Here is a 15,743-nt window from a genome sequence, read left to right on the forward strand (position 1 = left end):
CGCCACCATAAGTCTTAGCCAGTACTGCTGAAATAGCTGCAGTTAGAGTGGTTTTACCATGGTCAACGTGACCAATGGTGCCCACGTTTACGTGAGGCTTAATACGTTCAAATTTAGCTTTTGCCACGATATATTCCTTTCTTTTCAGAATAGTCCAGTCAGTGCTGGACCATAATAACATTTATGTCGTAACTGAATTAGCTACGAGATTCAATAATCGCTTTCGCAATGTTTTGCGGTGCATCAGAGTACTTCAAAAACTCCATAGAGTATGAAGCGCGTCCCTGAGTCGCAGATCGCAAATCAGTTGCATAACCAAACATTTCAGCGAGAGGAACTACTGCATGGACTATCTTGATGCCACCAAAGCCATCATCCATCCCTTCGATTAGGCCACGACGACGGTTTAAATCACCGACGACATCACCCATGTAATTTTCAGGAGTAGTTACTTCTACTTTCATGCAGGGTTCGAGTAACGCAGGATTCGCTTCAAGCGCGCCCTTTTTGAAGCCCATAGAACCTGCAATTTTGAACGCCATTTCATTCGAGTCCACATCATGATACGAACCGTCGAACAAAGTGACCTTCACGTCCAACACAGGGAAGCCGGCGAGAACGCCATTCTTCATCTGTTCTTGGATACCTTTATCAACCGCGGGAATGTATTCACGAGGAATCACTCCTCCCACAACAGCATTGACAAATTCGTAACCAGCGCCTTCTTCATTAGGCTCTAGTTTTAACCAAACATGGCCGAATTGTCCACGACCACCTGATTGGCGTATAAATTTACCTTCAGCTTCTACTGTAGCTCGGATAGTTTCGCGGTAAGCCACTTGAGGCTTACCAACGTTACATTCGACACCAAATTCGCGACGCATACGGTCAACGATAATGTCTAAGTGTAACTCACCCATACCCGAAATCAGAATCTGTGATGATTCTTCGTCAGTTTCAACTCGGAATGATGGGTCTTCGGCTGCAAGCTTTTGCAACGCGATACCCATTTTATCTTGGTCGGCTTTTGACTTAGGCTCAACGGCAATGGTAATTACTGGCTCTGGGAACTCCATGCGTTCCAAGATCACTCTATGATCGTTATCACAAAGTGTATCACCCGTAGTCACTTCTTTTAAACCAATAGCCGCGGCAATATCACCAGCACGGACTTCTTTCAGTTCAGTTCGATCGTTTGCGTGCATTTGCACCATGCGACCTACACGTTCACGCTTCTGTTTCACAGAATTGTAAACGCCTGAACCTGATTCGAGTACGCCTGAGTACACGCGAATAAAGGTTAACGTTCCTACGAATGGGTCAGTAGCAATCTTAAATGCCAATGCAGCAAAAGGCGCATTGTCATCTGATGGGCGTTCTACTTCTTGCTCGTTTTCATCGATACCCTTAATTGGAGGCACATCGACTGGCGCTGGCAAGAAATCAATCACCGCATCAAGTACCGCTTGAACGCCCTTGTTCTTAAATGCAGAACCACAAGTCGCTAAAACGATTTCATTATTTATAGTACGCCGACGTAGTGCCTTTTTAATCTCGTCTTCTGATAGCGTACCTTCTTCAAGGTACTTATCCATCAGCTCATCCGAAGATTCGGCTGCTACTTCAACCAGATACTCATGCATTTCAGCCGCTTTAGCCGCTAACTCTGCCGGGATCTCCTCATAAGTAAAAGTCATTCCCTGGTCCGCTTCGTTCCAGTTAATCGCTTTCATCTTAATTAAGTCAATCACACCCTTGAAGTGCTCTTCTGCACCAATATTCAATTGAATAGGTACGCAAGTTGCTCCGAGGCGAGTCCCAATTTGCTTCACTACACGTTCAAAGTCTGCACCTGCACGGTCCATTTTGTTGACAAATACTAAGCGTGGAACGCGATATTTATCAGCTTGACGCCAAACGGTTTCGGACTGAGGTTCAACACCAGAAGAACCACAGAAAACCACAACGGCACCATCAAGAACACGCAGAGACCGTTCAACTTCAATAGTAAAGTCAACGTGACCAGGGGTATCGATGATATTGATGCGGTGTTCGGTGAATTGAGCGTTCATACCACGCCAGAATGTCGTTACAGCAGCTGAGGTGATAGTAATACCACGCTCTTGCTCTTGAACCATCCAGTCTGTGGTAGCAGCGCCGTCATGCACCTCACCGATTTTATGAGACAAACCGGTATAGAACAGAACTCGTTCTGTTGTGGTAGTTTTACCTGCGTCAACATGAGCACAAATACCGATATTACGATAGCGCTCAATTGGGGTTGTACGAGCCACGATTATACCCTCTCCACCAAGACCTGAGTCTTGGCAATATCAACAACTATGGTGTGGGCCTAAGCCCACACCATCATATTACCAACGGTAATGAGCAAAGGCTTTGTTAGCTTCAGCCATGCGATGCACGTCTTCACGCTTCTTAACAGCAGTACCTTTGTTTTCAGACGCATCCAGCATTTCACCTGCCAGACGTAGAGCCATAGATTTTTCGCCACGCTTACGAGCAGCTTCAACTAACCAGCGCATCGCCAGTGCGTTACGACGCACAGGACGAACTTCACATGGTACCTGGTACGTAGAACCACCAACGCGACGAGATTTAACTTCGACTGATGGGCGAACGTTGTCCAGGGCTGCTTCAAGGATTGTCAAATGTGCTTCGCTTTTCTTTTCAGCGACAACATCTAATGCCTTGTAGATAATTTTTTCTGCAGTCGACTTTTTGCCGTCCTGCATAATGACGTTGATGAACTTAGCCAACAACTCACTGTGAAACTTTGGATCTGGTAGGATTTTACGTTGTCCTACAACGCGACGTCTTGGCATAACAATTCTCCGTATGCTTCAGGGACTTCCAAAACTGGAATTCTCAAAATAAAACTAGCTTGGCCTTACTTAACGGATAAGTTAAGACTTAGGACGCTTAGCACCGTACTTAGAACGGCTTTGGCGACGTGAAGTCACGCCTGCACAGTCTAATGCGCCACGAATAGTGTGATAACGCACACCTGGTAAGTCTTTAACACGACCACCACGGATTAGGATCACGCTATGTTCCTGCAGGTTGTGGCCTTCACCGCCGATGTACGAAGTGACTTCGAAACCGTTAGTTAGACGCACACGAGCTACTTTACGTAATGCAGAGTTAGGTTTTTTAGGGGTAGTTGTGTACACACGTGTACAAACACCACGTTTTTGCGGGCACGCATTCAACGCAGGCACGTTAGTCTTGTCGACTTTTGGCGCGCGTGGCTTACGTACCAACTGGTTTACAGTTGCCATGTATAGCTCCGAGTCAGTTGAATCAAACTCAACGATAAGGTGTGAAAAATCTATATCCCACAATGGTGGGACGCGGAATTTTAGAAAGGTAATGCCTAACTGTCAAGAAATAGCCAACTTTTGCGGCATATTCCAAGAAAAAAGGCGCCTAAGGCGCCTTTTTATAACAAACTAGTTACTTAATCTTGGCTACCAGCCAGGTTTAAGAGATCGGCCAAGTTCTGTTCGGCTTCACTTGCAGTGATCTTATTCACTACTACAGGTTCGTTTTTCTTCGCTCGCGCTTCATTACGAGTCTTGTGATAAGCGTAACCAGTACCGGCTGGGATCAGTCGGCCAACTATAACGTTTTCTTTCAGACCACGTAATTGATCGCTCTTACCACCTACGGCGGCTTCGGTCAGTACGCGCGTTGTTTCTTGGAACGATGCTGCTGAGATAAAGGACTCTGTTGCTAGAGATGCTTTAGTAATACCCAGTAGTTCACGCTCAAACGTTGCAGGCACTTTACCTTGAGCGATCAGTTCGCGGTTAGCGATCTTCACACGTGACACTTCAGCTTGTTCCCCTTCGAGGAAATCAGCATCACCGGCAGAAGTGATCAGACACTTACGCAGCATTTGACGGATGATCACTTCGATATGCTTATCGTTGATCTTCACGCCTTGCAAACGGTAGACGTCCTGCACTTCGTTCACAATGTAGTTTGCTACATTATGTATACCACGAAGACGCAGAATGTCGTGTGCCGCTTCTGGACCGTCAGCAATAACTTCACCACGTTCGACTTTTTCACCTTCGAACACGTTTAAGTTACGCCACTTAGGGATCATCTCTTCATAATGATCGCCGCCATCAGCAGGTGTAATCACCAAGCGCCGCTTACCTTTGGTCTCTTTACCAAACGAGATGGTACCTGAGATTTCCGCCAGAATAGCAGGCTCTTTTGGCTTACGTGCTTCAAACAAGTCAGCAACGCGTGGTAGACCACCGGTGATGTCGCGTGTTTTAGACGATTCCTGAGGAATACGAGCTAAAGCGTCACCCACGTTGATTTGGGCGTTATCTTCCAAGTTAACGATCGCACTACCAGGTAAGAAGTACTGTGCTGGCACTTCAGTACCTGGGATCATCAAATCGTTACCATTAGCGCCAAGCAGGCGGATCATTGGGCGCATTTCTTTACCCGCAGTACCACGCTGACCAACGTCAAGGATCACGATGGATGACAGACCCGTCAGTTCGTCTGTTTGACGTGTCATAGTGACACCATCAATCATGTGTTCGAACTTGATACTACCCGCCACTTCAGAAATGATTGGGTGAGTATGTGGATCCCAGTTAGCGATAACATCGCCAGCTTCAACAGCCGCTTCTTCTAACTTCTCAAGCACAGTACCGTATGGCACTTTATAACGCTCTTTCTCACGGCCCAGCTCATCGATGATGGCGAGCTCAGAAGAACGAGAAACGATAACAAGTTTGCCGTCACTGTTAGTAACATGCTTAGCATTGTGCAGTTTCAATGAACCTGAGTTTTTCACTTGGACATTGTTTTCTGCAGAAGCTCGAGACGCCGCACCACCGATGTGGAATGTACGCATCGTTAACTGTGTACCTGGTTCACCGATTGATTGTGCTGCCACAACACCGATTGCTTCACCGTGGTTAATAATATGACCACGAGCCAAGTCACGACCGTAACAAGCTGCACATACGCCGAAATCGGTATCACAAGAGATAACAGAACGTACAATCACTTCGTCGATTGAATGCTCTTCTAACTTGTCACACCATGCTTCGTCGAGTAGCGTGTTACGTGGAGCGAGTACATCTTCAGTGCCTGGATAGAACACATCAATTGCAACCACACGACCCAGTACGCGTTCACGTAACGGCTCAACCACATCACCACCTTCAATCAGCGGCTTCATGGTTAGACCTTCGTGAGTACCACAATCGTCTTCGATAACCACTAAATCTTGTGCAACGTCTACAAGACGACGAGTCAGGTAACCCGAGTTCGCTGTCTTCAATGCCGTATCGGCTAGACCTTTACGCGCACCGTGAGTAGAAATAAAGTACTGGAGTACGTTTAGACCTTCACGGAAGTTAGCGGTAATTGGCGTTTCGATGATTGAGCCATCTGGCTTAGCCATCAGACCACGCATACCCGCCAACTGACGGATCTGTGCGGCACTACCACGAGCACCTGAGTCAGCCATCATATAGATGCTGTTAAACGAGGCTTGTTTCTCTTCAACACCATCACGGTTAATTACTGTCTCAGTTGACAGGTTTTCCATCATAGCTTTAGAAACTTTTTCGTTGGCGCTTGCCCAGATATCGATAACTTTGTTGTAACGCTCACCAGCGGTTACTAGACCAGATTGGAACTGCTCTTGAATTTCAAGAACTTCCGCTTCTGCATCCGCAACTAAGGTGTATTTCTCGTCTGGAATAACCATGTCATCGATACCAACAGAGGCACCAGAGATGGTTGCAAAACGGAAACCGGTATACATCAATTGGTCAGCGAAGATAACAGTATCTTTCAGACCTAGTTGACGATAACAAGTGTTCAACAGTTTAGAGATCTGCTTTTTGCCCATGTTCTGGTTAACCAGATCAAATGACAAACCTGCTGGCAAAATAAGTGACAGCAGAGCACGACCCACAGTCGTATCTACGATACGACGAGCTTCAGAACGATCACCATTATCAGCAATGATAGTTTCAGTGATACGCACTTTAACGCGGGCATGCAGTTCAGCAGCGCCAGTTGCGTAAGCTTTTTCAACTTCAGCAACAGACATAAATGCCATACCTTCACCACGGCCGTTAATACGCTCACGGCTGGTGTAGTACAGACCCAATACCACGTCTTGAGACGGTGTGATAACAGGCTCGCCGTTGGCTGGTGACAGGATGTTGTTGGTAGACATCATCAGGGCACGGGCTTCAAGCTGCGCTTCCAGTGTTAACGGTACGTGTACCGCCATTTGGTCACCGTCGAAGTCGGCGTTGTATGCCGCACAAACGAGTGGGTGTAACTGGATTGCTTTACCTTCAATCAGTACAGGTTCAAACGCTTGGATACCCAGTCTGTGCAGTGTTGGTGCACGGTTGAGCATCACTGGATGTTCGCGGATCACTTCATCCAGAACGTCCCATACTTCCGCCACTTCACGTTCAACCATCTTCTTAGCCGCTTTGATGGTAGTAGCTAAGCCACGACCTTCTAGCTTGCCATAGATGAATGGCTTGAACAGTTCCAGTGCCATCTTCTTAGGAAGACCACATTGGTGCAGACGCAGAGTAGGACCTACGGTAATGACCGAACGACCAGAATAGTCGACGCGCTTACCCAATAAGTTCTGACGGAAACGACCTTGTTTACCTTTGATCATATCGGCCAAAGATTTCAGAGGACGTTTGTTAGAACCGGTAATAGCACGACCACGACGACCGTTATCTAATAGCGCATCAACAGACTCTTGTAACATACGCTTTTCGTTGCGTACGATAATGTCTGGCGCAGCTAAATCTAACAGACGCTTCAAACGGTTGTTACGGTTGATCACGCGGCGATACAGGTCGTTAAGATCTGAAGTCGCGAAGCGGCCGCCATCAAGCGGTACCAACGGACGTAAGTCTGGTGGTAACACAGGCAGTACTTTTAAGATCATCCACTCAGGCTTGTTGCCTGAGGTGTAGAATGCTTCCATTAACTTAAGACGCTTAGTCACTTTCTTGCGACGAGTCTCAGAGTTGATTGAAGGTAATTCTTCACGCATTTGTTCGATTTCTTTCGCTAAATCGATAGCACGTAACAGTTCAAGAACTGCTTCGGCACCCATTTTAGCTTCGAACTCATCACCGTATTCTTCTAATGCATCCAGATACGTTTCTTCTGTCAGCATTTGGCCACGCTCAAGGCTGGTCATGCCAGGCTCGATCACGACAAATGATTCAAAATACAGTACGCGTTCAATATCACGCAACGTCATATCGAGCATTAAACCAATACGTGACGGCAGCGATTTTAAGAACCAAATGTGCGCAACTGGACTAGCCAATTCGATATGACCCATACGCTCACGACGTACTTTAGTTTGGGTTACTTCAACGCCACACTTTTCACAAATAACACCACGGTGCTTCAAACGTTTGTACTTACCGCACAAACATTCGTAATCTTTGACTGGGCCAAAGATACGCGCACAGAACAGACCTTCACGCTCAGGCTTGAAGGTACGGTAGTTAATGGTTTCTGGCTTCTTAACTTCACCAAAAGACCAAGAACGGATCAGATCAGGCGATGCCAGACCAATTTTGATGCCGTTAAATTCTTCAGTCTTGCTTTGCTGTTTCAGAAACTTTAATAAGTCTTTCACGTTTCTCTCCTGAAGGAGTTAAACCGGGTGCTCCGTATACACGGAGCACCATGCTGTTGCTAAACGCGGCTAAAGGCCTGCGCTTATGCCTGATCCAACTCGATATTAATACCGAGCGAACGGATCTCCTTCAGTAACACGTTGAAGGACTCTGGCATGCCAGGTTGCATCTGATAATTACCGTCGACGATGTTCTTATACATCTGAGTACGGCCATTAACGTCATCCGATTTAACAGTGAGCATTTCTTGAAGCGTATAAGCAGCACCGTATGCTTCTAGTGCCCATACTTCCATCTCACCGAAACGCTGACCACCGAATTGAGCTTTACCGCCCAATGGTTGTTGAGTCACTAAGCTGTACGAACCGGTAGAACGGGCGTGCATCTTATCATCAACTAAGTGGTTCAGTTTGAGCATGTACATGTAACCCACGGTTACTTGACGCTCAAATTCGTTACCGGTACGACCATCAAACAACTTCAGCTGACCAGAGGTTGGCAAACCTGCAAGTTCAAGCATCTGCTTGATCTCTTTCTCTTTAGCACCATCGAATGCAGGAGTTGCAATCGGGATACCGCCTTTCAGGTTAGTCGCAAGACGTAATACTTCATCATCAGTGAATGAATCGATATCGACGCGCTGTTGCACTTCGTCACCTAATTCATAAACTTGTTTGATGTAGCCACGAACTTCAGCCAGCTCACGCTGTTCTTCAAGCATCGCAGTGATCTTGTTACCAATGCCTTTGGCAGCGGCGCCCATATGAACTTCAAGTACCTGACCAATGTTCATACGTGATGGAACACCTAACGGGTTCAATACGATGTCTACTGGGTTACCTTGTTCGTCATATGGCATGTCTTCGATTGGGCAAATCTTAGAGATAACACCCTTGTTACCGTGACGACCCGCCATCTTGTCACCAGGTTGGATAGTACGCTTAACCGCTAAGTAAACCTTAACAATCTTGAGTACGCCTGGTGCCAAATCATCACCTTGGGTGATCTTACGGCGTTTGATTTCAAACTTCTTATCGAAGTCAGCTTTCAGTTCATCATGTTGCTCAGCTAATTGCTCAAGTTCAGTTTGTTTAGTTTCATCGTCAATGACTTGAATCAAAACGTCTTTACGTGGCAATGCCGCAATTTGCGCATCGGTAAAACCAGCACCGGTTAACAAGTTACGTGCACGGCTCAATACGCCTTCTTCAAGGATCTTGAACTCTTCGCCTAAGTCTTTACGCGCTTGGGCAATGTGCATCTCTTCAATTTCAACTGCACGCTTGTCTTTCTCAACGCCGTCACGGGTAAATACCTGTACGTCGATGATAGTGCCCTTAACAGAGTTAGGTACACGCAATGAGCTGTCTTTAACGTCAGACGCTTTTTCACCGAAGATAGCACGGAGTAATTTCTCTTCTGGAGTCAGCTGTGTTTCGCCTTTTGGCGTCACTTTACCTACCAGAATGTCACCACCCTTCACTTCTGCACCAATGTAAACGATACCTGACTCGTCGAGTTTCGACAGAGCAGACTCACCTACGTTTGGAATATCAGCAGTGATTTCTTCGCTACCCAATTTAGTATCACGAGCAATACAAGACAGCTCCTGAATGTGGATAGTGGTGAAACGGTCTTCTTGCGCTACGCGCTCAGAAATTAAGATCGAGTCTTCGAAGTTGTAACCGTTCCAAGGCATGAACGCGATACGCATGTTCTGGCCAAGGGCTAAGTCACCTAAGTCAGTAGACGGACCGTCTGCTAACACGTCACCACGAACCACTGGCTCGCCAACAGCACAACAAGGGCGTTGGTTAATACAAGTGTTTTGGTTAGAACGGGTGTATTTAGTCAGGTTATAAATGTCGATACCAGCTTCGCCTGCGCGCAGCTCATCTTCATTTACTTTAACAACGATACGGCTTGCATCGACGTAGTCAACAAAACCACCACGCTTAGCAACAACCACAACACCAGAGTCAACAGCAAGAGTACGTTCAATACCAGTACCTACTAGCGGCTTTTCAGAGCGCAGTGTTGGCACGGCTTGACGTTGCATGTTCGCACCCATCAATGCACGGTTAGCATCGTCGTGTTCTAAGAACGGGATCAGTGAAGCTGCAACAGAAATAATCTGCTGTGGCGAAACGTCCATATACTGGATGTCAGCCGCACGCATAAAGGTTGATTCACCCTTATGACGACATGCAATCTGCTCTTCAACCATACGGCCGTTAGCATCAACTTCGATGTTCGCCTGTGCAATCACATAACGACCTTCTTCAATTGCTGACAAGTATTCCACTTCGTCAGTAATCACGCTGTCGATAACCTTGCGGTATGGCGTTTCTAAGAAGCCGTAAGAGTTAGTACGGGCAAAACTGGCTAATGAGTTGATTAGACCAATGTTTGGACCTTCTGGGGTCTCAATTGGGCATAAACGACCATAGTGAGTTGCGTGTACGTCTCGTACTTCAAAACCTGCACGTTCACGGGTTAAACCACCTGGGCCAAGAGCAGAAATACGACGCTTATGCGTTACTTCTGATAGCGGGTTGTTTTGGTCCATAAATTGTGACAGCTGAGAAGAACCGAAGAACTCTTTCACTGCAGCAGAAATTGGCTTAGCGTTAATTAAGTCTTGTGGCATCAGCTCGTTTAGATCGCCTAAAGATAGACGTTCACGCACGGCGCGCTCAACACGGACTAAACCAACACGGAATTGGTTTTCAGCCATTTCGCCGACGCTACGAATACGACGGTTACCCAAGTGATCGATATCATCGACTTCGTCAAAACCGTTACGGATATGAATAATGTTCTTCATTACCGCAACGATGTCTTCTTTAGACAATACGCCGCTACCTTCATCATCAGCAATGCTGAGACGACGGTTGAACTTCATACGACCTACTTTAGATAAGTCATAACGCTCTTCACTGAAGAACAAGTTCTGGAATAGGCCTTCGGCAGCATCTTTAGTTGGTGGCTCGCCAGGACGCATCATGCGATAAATTTCAACCAACGCTTCTAAGCGGTTAGTAGTTGAATCGATACGCAGCGTATCTGAAATATAAGCACCATGATCTAGCTCGTTAATATATAACGTGCTGATATCTTTAATACCGGCCAATGATAATTTAGCCAAATCTTCTAGGCTGATTTCACTGTTGGCAGAGACTAAGACTTCACCCGTATCTGGATCGATATAATCTTGAGCAGCATATTTGCCCACGATATATTCAACTGGCACTTCGAGTTCAGTGGTATTGGTTTTTTCTAACTGACGAATGTGGCGCGCAGTAATACGACGACCCGCTTCAACCAGAATAGAACCTTCAGCATCCTTAATATCATAGCTGGCAGTTTCGCCACGCAGACGATCAGGAACCAAAGCCATAACCAGAGTTTCTTTCTTAATCTTGAACTCAACGCGTTCAAAGAATAGATCGAGGATCTCTTGAGTAGAATATTCTAATGCACGTAACATGATGGTCGCAGGCAGTTTGCGGCGACGGTCAATACGTACAAATAGTGCATCTTTAGGATCGAATTCAAAGTCAAGCCATGAACCACGGTAAGGAATAATACGTGCGTTATACAGCACCTTACCTGATGAGTGGGTTTTACCACGGTCATGATCAAAGAACACGCCTGGGCTGCGGTGTAATTGAGATACGATTACACGCTCAGTACCGTTGATGACAAAAGTACCGTTATCCGTCATCAATGGGATATCACCCATGTAGACTTCTTGTTCTTTAATATCTTTTACTGTGCCCGCCGCTGCTTCACGGTCATACAACACCATGCGTAATTTAACGCGTAGTGGTGCTGAGTACGTAACACCGCGGATCTGACACTCTTTCACATCAAAAACAGGTTCGCCAAGCTTATAGCTGACGTATTGCAGTTCTGAATTACCAGAAAAGCTCTTGATGGGAAAAACGCTACGGAAGGCGGCTTCTAAACCGCGCTCACCGGTAGGATCTTGATCGGTGAACTTCTTAAAAGAGTCTAGCTGAATAGACAATAAATAAGGGATATCCAAAACTTTTGGACGCTTACCAAAGTCTTTGCGAATACGCTTCTTTTCAGAATAGGAGTAAACCATGGGTTCCCTCTGCTTACGAGATGTGACCAAGACTGAATAAATAACTTAAGTTATTGAATTCAGCACGTTTGCCCATCACCGTTGATGGCAAGAACCTAACCAGTAATCTCTGCTAGGGACTGCAATATATGGCGACAAACGGTGAAAAAAAATCGCCAACGCATATAGCGCAAAAAAGGCCGACGGTTAAAAAACCGCCAGCCTTCACCCAAGTGGCTTGGGTGAGTAAGCTAAATAGTAGCTTACTTAATTTCTACAGAAGCACCAGCTTCAGTAAGTTCTTTCTTCAGCGCTTCAGCTTCTTCTTTAGAAACGCCTTCTTTTACTGCTACTGGAGAAGCTTCAGACATAGCTTTAGCTTCTTTCAGGCCTAAACCAGTTGCGCTACGGATAGCCTTAATAACTGCAACTTTGTTTTCGCCATGAGCAGTCAGAATTACGTTGAATTCTGTTTGTTCTTCAACAGCAGCTGCTTCAGCGCCGCCAGAAACAACAGCAGCAGCGGCAGAAACACCGAACTTCTCTTCCATTGCTTCGATTAGTTCAACAACTTCCATTACAGACATAGCTGCAAAGGCTTCTAAGATTTGGTCTTTAGTGATAGACATAACAAATGTTTCCTATTGTTCTGAATTCAATTTTAATAAGTTGCCAGCTTAAAATTAAGCGGCTTCTTGTTTTTGATCGCGCAGGGCGGCCAGTGTACGAACGAACTTGCCAGCAGATGCTTCTTTCATAGTCATCATTAACTGAGCTAGTGCTTCGTCGTATGTTGGCAGTTTCGCCAAACGATCAATTTCAGCTGCAGGGATGAAATTCCCTTCAAAGGCTGCGCCTTTAACTTCGAAGTTAGCTTGTTCTTTAGCAAAGTCTTTTAACAGACGTGCTGCAGCACCTGGGTGCTCTAAAGAAAAAGCAATCAAAGTTGGGCCAGTGAACGTCTCTGCTAGGCACTCAAAAGCAGTACCTTCAACAGCACGACGAACCAATGTATTACGTACTACACGTACATAAACACCAGCTTCGCGCGCTTTTTTACGCAGACCGGTCATAGCACCTACAGTCACACCGCGAGAATCAGCGGCCACTGCAGATAGCGCACCTTTGGCAGCTTCGTTGACTTCAGCAACAATCGCTTTTTTGTCTTCGAGTCTTAATGCCATTGGCTTTACTCCTGGATTCTACCTAGGGTATTCCCTAGTATTTACCATACTAAATACTTATGTATTTAGTGACTTACGGTGCAGATGATCCAGTAAAAAATTTTAGCTGGGGCCTGACACCGTCTACGCAGGAAATTAAGTTAATTTTACAAAAAACACCTGCGGTCTTGGACGGAAACCCGAATTAAACACTGCCGAAACAGAGAGTAAAACTGGCTTCAACCCACAAAGTGCGCGCATTATAGACTAACGCGAGCACTTTGTAAAATTAGTTGATTGTTTCAAGCGTCGCCTGATCAACCGAAACACCTGCACCCATAGTGGTAGAGATGCTTACTTTTTTCACGTAGATGCCTTTAGCAACTGCAGGCTTAGCCTTTTTCAGTGCTGACACTAACGCTTCTAAGTTTTCTTTCAACTGAACTGGTGTGAAATCCACTTTACCGATAGTAGTGTGGATAATACCGTTCTTGTCGTTACGATAACGAACTTGACCCGCTTTGGCATTCTTAACAGCTTCAGCAACGTTTGGCGTTACTGTACCTGTTTTAGGGTTAGGCATTAAACCACGTGGGCCTAAGATTTGACCTAACATACCAACAACGCGCATTGCATCTGGAGATGCGATAACCACGTCAAAGTTCATTTCACCGGCTTTGATTTTCTCAGCCAGATCTTCCATACCAACAAGCTCAGCACCAGCAGCTTTAGCAGCTTCAGCATTTGCACCTTGTGTAAATACTGCAACGCGAACGTCACGACCTGTACCGTGTGGCAACACTGTTGCACCACGTACGTTTTGGTCAGATTTACGTGGGTCAATACCCAAGTTAACCGCTACGTCTACACTTTCAACGAATTTAGCTGTCGCTAATTCTTGTAACAAAGCAATAGCTTCGTTAATGTCGTAGTTTTTAGTAACGTCAGTTTTTTCGCGGATTACGCGCATGCGTTTAGTTAGTTTTGCCATTATATTAATCCTCTACAACCAAACCCATTGAACGCGCAGTACCTTCAATTGAACGAGTCATCGCTTCAATGTCAGCACCAGTCATATCGGCAGCTTTAAGTTCAGCAATTTCTTGAACTTTAGCGCGAGCGATAGTACCCACTTTCTGAGTGTTAGGACGTGGAGAACCTGATTTCAGGCCCGCAGCAGTCTTCAACAAATAAGCCGCTGGAGAGGTCTTAGTTTCAAAAGTGAATGAACGGTCACTGTATACAGTAATCACGACAGGAATAGGCATGCCTTTTTCCATTTTATCTGTACGGGCGTTAAACGCTTTACAGAATTCCATGATGTTCACACCTTTTTGACCCAAAGCTGGACCAACTGGTGGTGATGGGTTCGCAGAACCGGATTTTACTTGTAGCTTAATATAAGCATCAATCTTCTTTGCCATCTGACATTTCCTCAGTTTGGGTTCAAACGCGCATCAGCGACATGCTGACAGGCTCCCCCGAAAACAACGGCGCGAATTATATAGAATTTCACGGCCGTTGCCAAACGGATTTTGTGGTTTATTTAATCAGCCTTTTTCAACTTGACTAAAATCAAGTTCAACAGGCGTAGAACGACCAAAGATCATTACTGATACTTTTACGCGGCTCTTGTCATAATCGACTTCTTCAACAGTACCGTTAAAGTCAGCAAATGGACCATCACACACACGTACAAGTTCACCTGGCTCAAAAATCGTTCTATGAGTCGGTGACGCAGTCGTCTCTTGTAAGCGACGCAAAATAGCATCGGCTTCTTTATCTGAAATTGGCGCAGGACGATCAGACGTTCCGCCAATAAAGCCTAAAACACGCGGGATGCTTTTGACTAAATGCCAACTGTCATCGTTCATTTCCATCTGGACTAATACATAGCCAGGGAAAAACTTACGTTCGCTTTTGCGACGCTGACCTGCACGCATTTCAATGACTTCTTCGGTCGGAACTAATATTTCACCGAAGTAATCTTCCATGCCATGCATTTTAATGTATTCAATCAGTGATTTACAAACTCGGCCTTCATAGCCAGAGAATGCCTGCACGACATACCATCTTTTTTTAGCTTCTTTAGCTTCTTCAGTCATTCGAGGTGCCTATACGCCAGTGATAAAATTGACAATTCGCATTAACACAGCATCCATACCCCAAAGGATAAGAGCTAAGATACCTGTTGCAGCAAGGACAATAAACGTGGTGTTTAGCGCTTCTTGACGCGTAGGCCAAACAACCTTACGCACTTCGATATGCGATTCACGAGCAAAAGCTAATGCTTTTTTACCCTTTACGGTCTGAAGCGCAATAAAACCAGCAATAGCGAATGCAACGATAACACTAAGCGCACGTATTACGGCACTGGCTTCGCTAAACATTTGATTGCCAATAACAGCAGCGGCTAGCAATATAATCACTAAACCCCACTTCACGATATCCAGAGAATTGTTCTGGTTTTCAGTATTTGTTGTCATCGGTTTTTCCGTTACTCAATACGGCCTGAGCTTAGAGCATATAAATTTAGGGCACTATTCCCGCATCATACTCTGCATTTCCGAACACCCCTAGAAACGCAAAATAGCATAAACTCAGGGTCAAAAATCGGCCATAGATTGTATTCTTATTCGACTTCGTAAGCAAGGATGCCTATCCAGCGCAAACCACAAAACCTATGAAATAATCCACCTAAATAAAAAAGGAAGCCTTAGCTTCCTTTTTTGTGTGTTGCTAATCTTTGCTATTAAGCAAAAATTTTCGCTACTACACCAGCACCTACTG

General features: G+C 45.6%; 12 protein-coding genes. All 12 read right to left on the reverse strand.

The genetic code is table 11. The features are described 5' to 3' along the window. Positions 1 to 127, reverse strand: a 127-nt coding sequence (locus tag L2717_RS17425) for a GTP-binding protein (RefSeq protein WP_248938118.1), incomplete at its 3' end; no start/stop codon positions are given. Positions 128 to 197: 70 nt separating this feature from the next. After that, positions 198 to 2,294 (reverse strand): elongation factor G, encoded by a 2,097-nt coding sequence (fusA, locus tag L2717_RS17430; RefSeq protein ID WP_220772924.1) that lies wholly within the window; start codon positions 2,292 to 2,294, stop codon positions 198 to 200. A 78-nt stretch (positions 2,295 to 2,372) separates the two neighbouring features. After that, positions 2,373 to 2,843 carry a 30S ribosomal protein S7 gene (rpsG, locus tag L2717_RS17435; protein ID WP_076502219.1) on the reverse strand — a complete coding sequence of 157 codons (471 nt, stop codon included), beginning with the start codon at positions 2,841 to 2,843 and terminating at the stop codon, positions 2,373 to 2,375. 81 nt (positions 2,844 to 2,924) lie between these two features. Continuing rightward, entirely contained in the window at positions 2,925 to 3,299 is a 375-nt protein-coding gene (rpsL, locus tag L2717_RS17440; RefSeq protein WP_006083605.1) for a 30S ribosomal protein S12, read from the reverse strand. 179 nt (positions 3,300 to 3,478) lie between these two features. Then, positions 3,479 to 7,696, reverse strand: coding sequence for a DNA-directed RNA polymerase subunit beta' (gene rpoC, locus L2717_RS17445; RefSeq protein ID WP_220772925.1), 4,218 nt, complete (start codon positions 7,694 to 7,696; stop codon positions 3,479 to 3,481). 83 nt (positions 7,697 to 7,779) lie between these two features. Continuing rightward, complete coding sequence (gene rpoB, locus L2717_RS17450) at positions 7,780 to 11,811, reverse strand: DNA-directed RNA polymerase subunit beta (RefSeq protein WP_220772926.1); 4,032 nt, start codon at positions 11,809 to 11,811, stop codon at positions 7,780 to 7,782. Positions 11,812 to 12,053: 242 nt separating this feature from the next. Then, on the reverse strand, positions 12,054 to 12,419 hold the full coding sequence (gene rplL, locus L2717_RS17455; protein WP_220772927.1) for a 50S ribosomal protein L7/L12: 366 nt from the start codon (positions 12,417 to 12,419) through the stop codon (positions 12,054 to 12,056). A 54-nt stretch (positions 12,420 to 12,473) separates the two neighbouring features. Next, complete coding sequence (gene rplJ / locus L2717_RS17460; RefSeq protein ID WP_076502227.1) at positions 12,474 to 12,974, reverse strand: 50S ribosomal protein L10; 501 nt, start codon at positions 12,972 to 12,974, stop codon at positions 12,474 to 12,476. Positions 12,975 to 13,242: 268 nt separating this feature from the next. Then, on the reverse strand, positions 13,243 to 13,944 hold the full coding sequence (gene rplA / locus L2717_RS17465; protein WP_220772928.1) for a 50S ribosomal protein L1: 702 nt from the start codon (positions 13,942 to 13,944) through the stop codon (positions 13,243 to 13,245). A gap of 4 nt (positions 13,945 to 13,948) precedes the next feature. Then, positions 13,949 to 14,377 carry a 50S ribosomal protein L11 gene (rplK, locus tag L2717_RS17470; protein ID WP_076502231.1) on the reverse strand — a complete coding sequence of 143 codons (429 nt, stop codon included), beginning with the start codon at positions 14,375 to 14,377 and terminating at the stop codon, positions 13,949 to 13,951. Positions 14,378 to 14,503: 126 nt separating this feature from the next. After that, entirely contained in the window at positions 14,504 to 15,058 is a 555-nt protein-coding gene (nusG, locus tag L2717_RS17475; protein WP_076502234.1) for a transcription termination/antitermination protein NusG, read from the reverse strand. Between the two features lie 9 nt (positions 15,059 to 15,067). Beyond that, entirely contained in the window at positions 15,068 to 15,439 is a 372-nt protein-coding gene (gene secE, locus L2717_RS17480; protein WP_220772929.1) for a preprotein translocase subunit SecE, read from the reverse strand. Between the last annotated feature and the right edge of the window lie 304 nt (positions 15,440 to 15,743).

This window comes from Shewanella glacialipiscicola (genome assembly GCF_023283485.1).
Taxonomy (GTDB): Bacteria; Pseudomonadota; Gammaproteobacteria; order Enterobacterales; family Shewanellaceae; genus Shewanella; species Shewanella glacialipiscicola.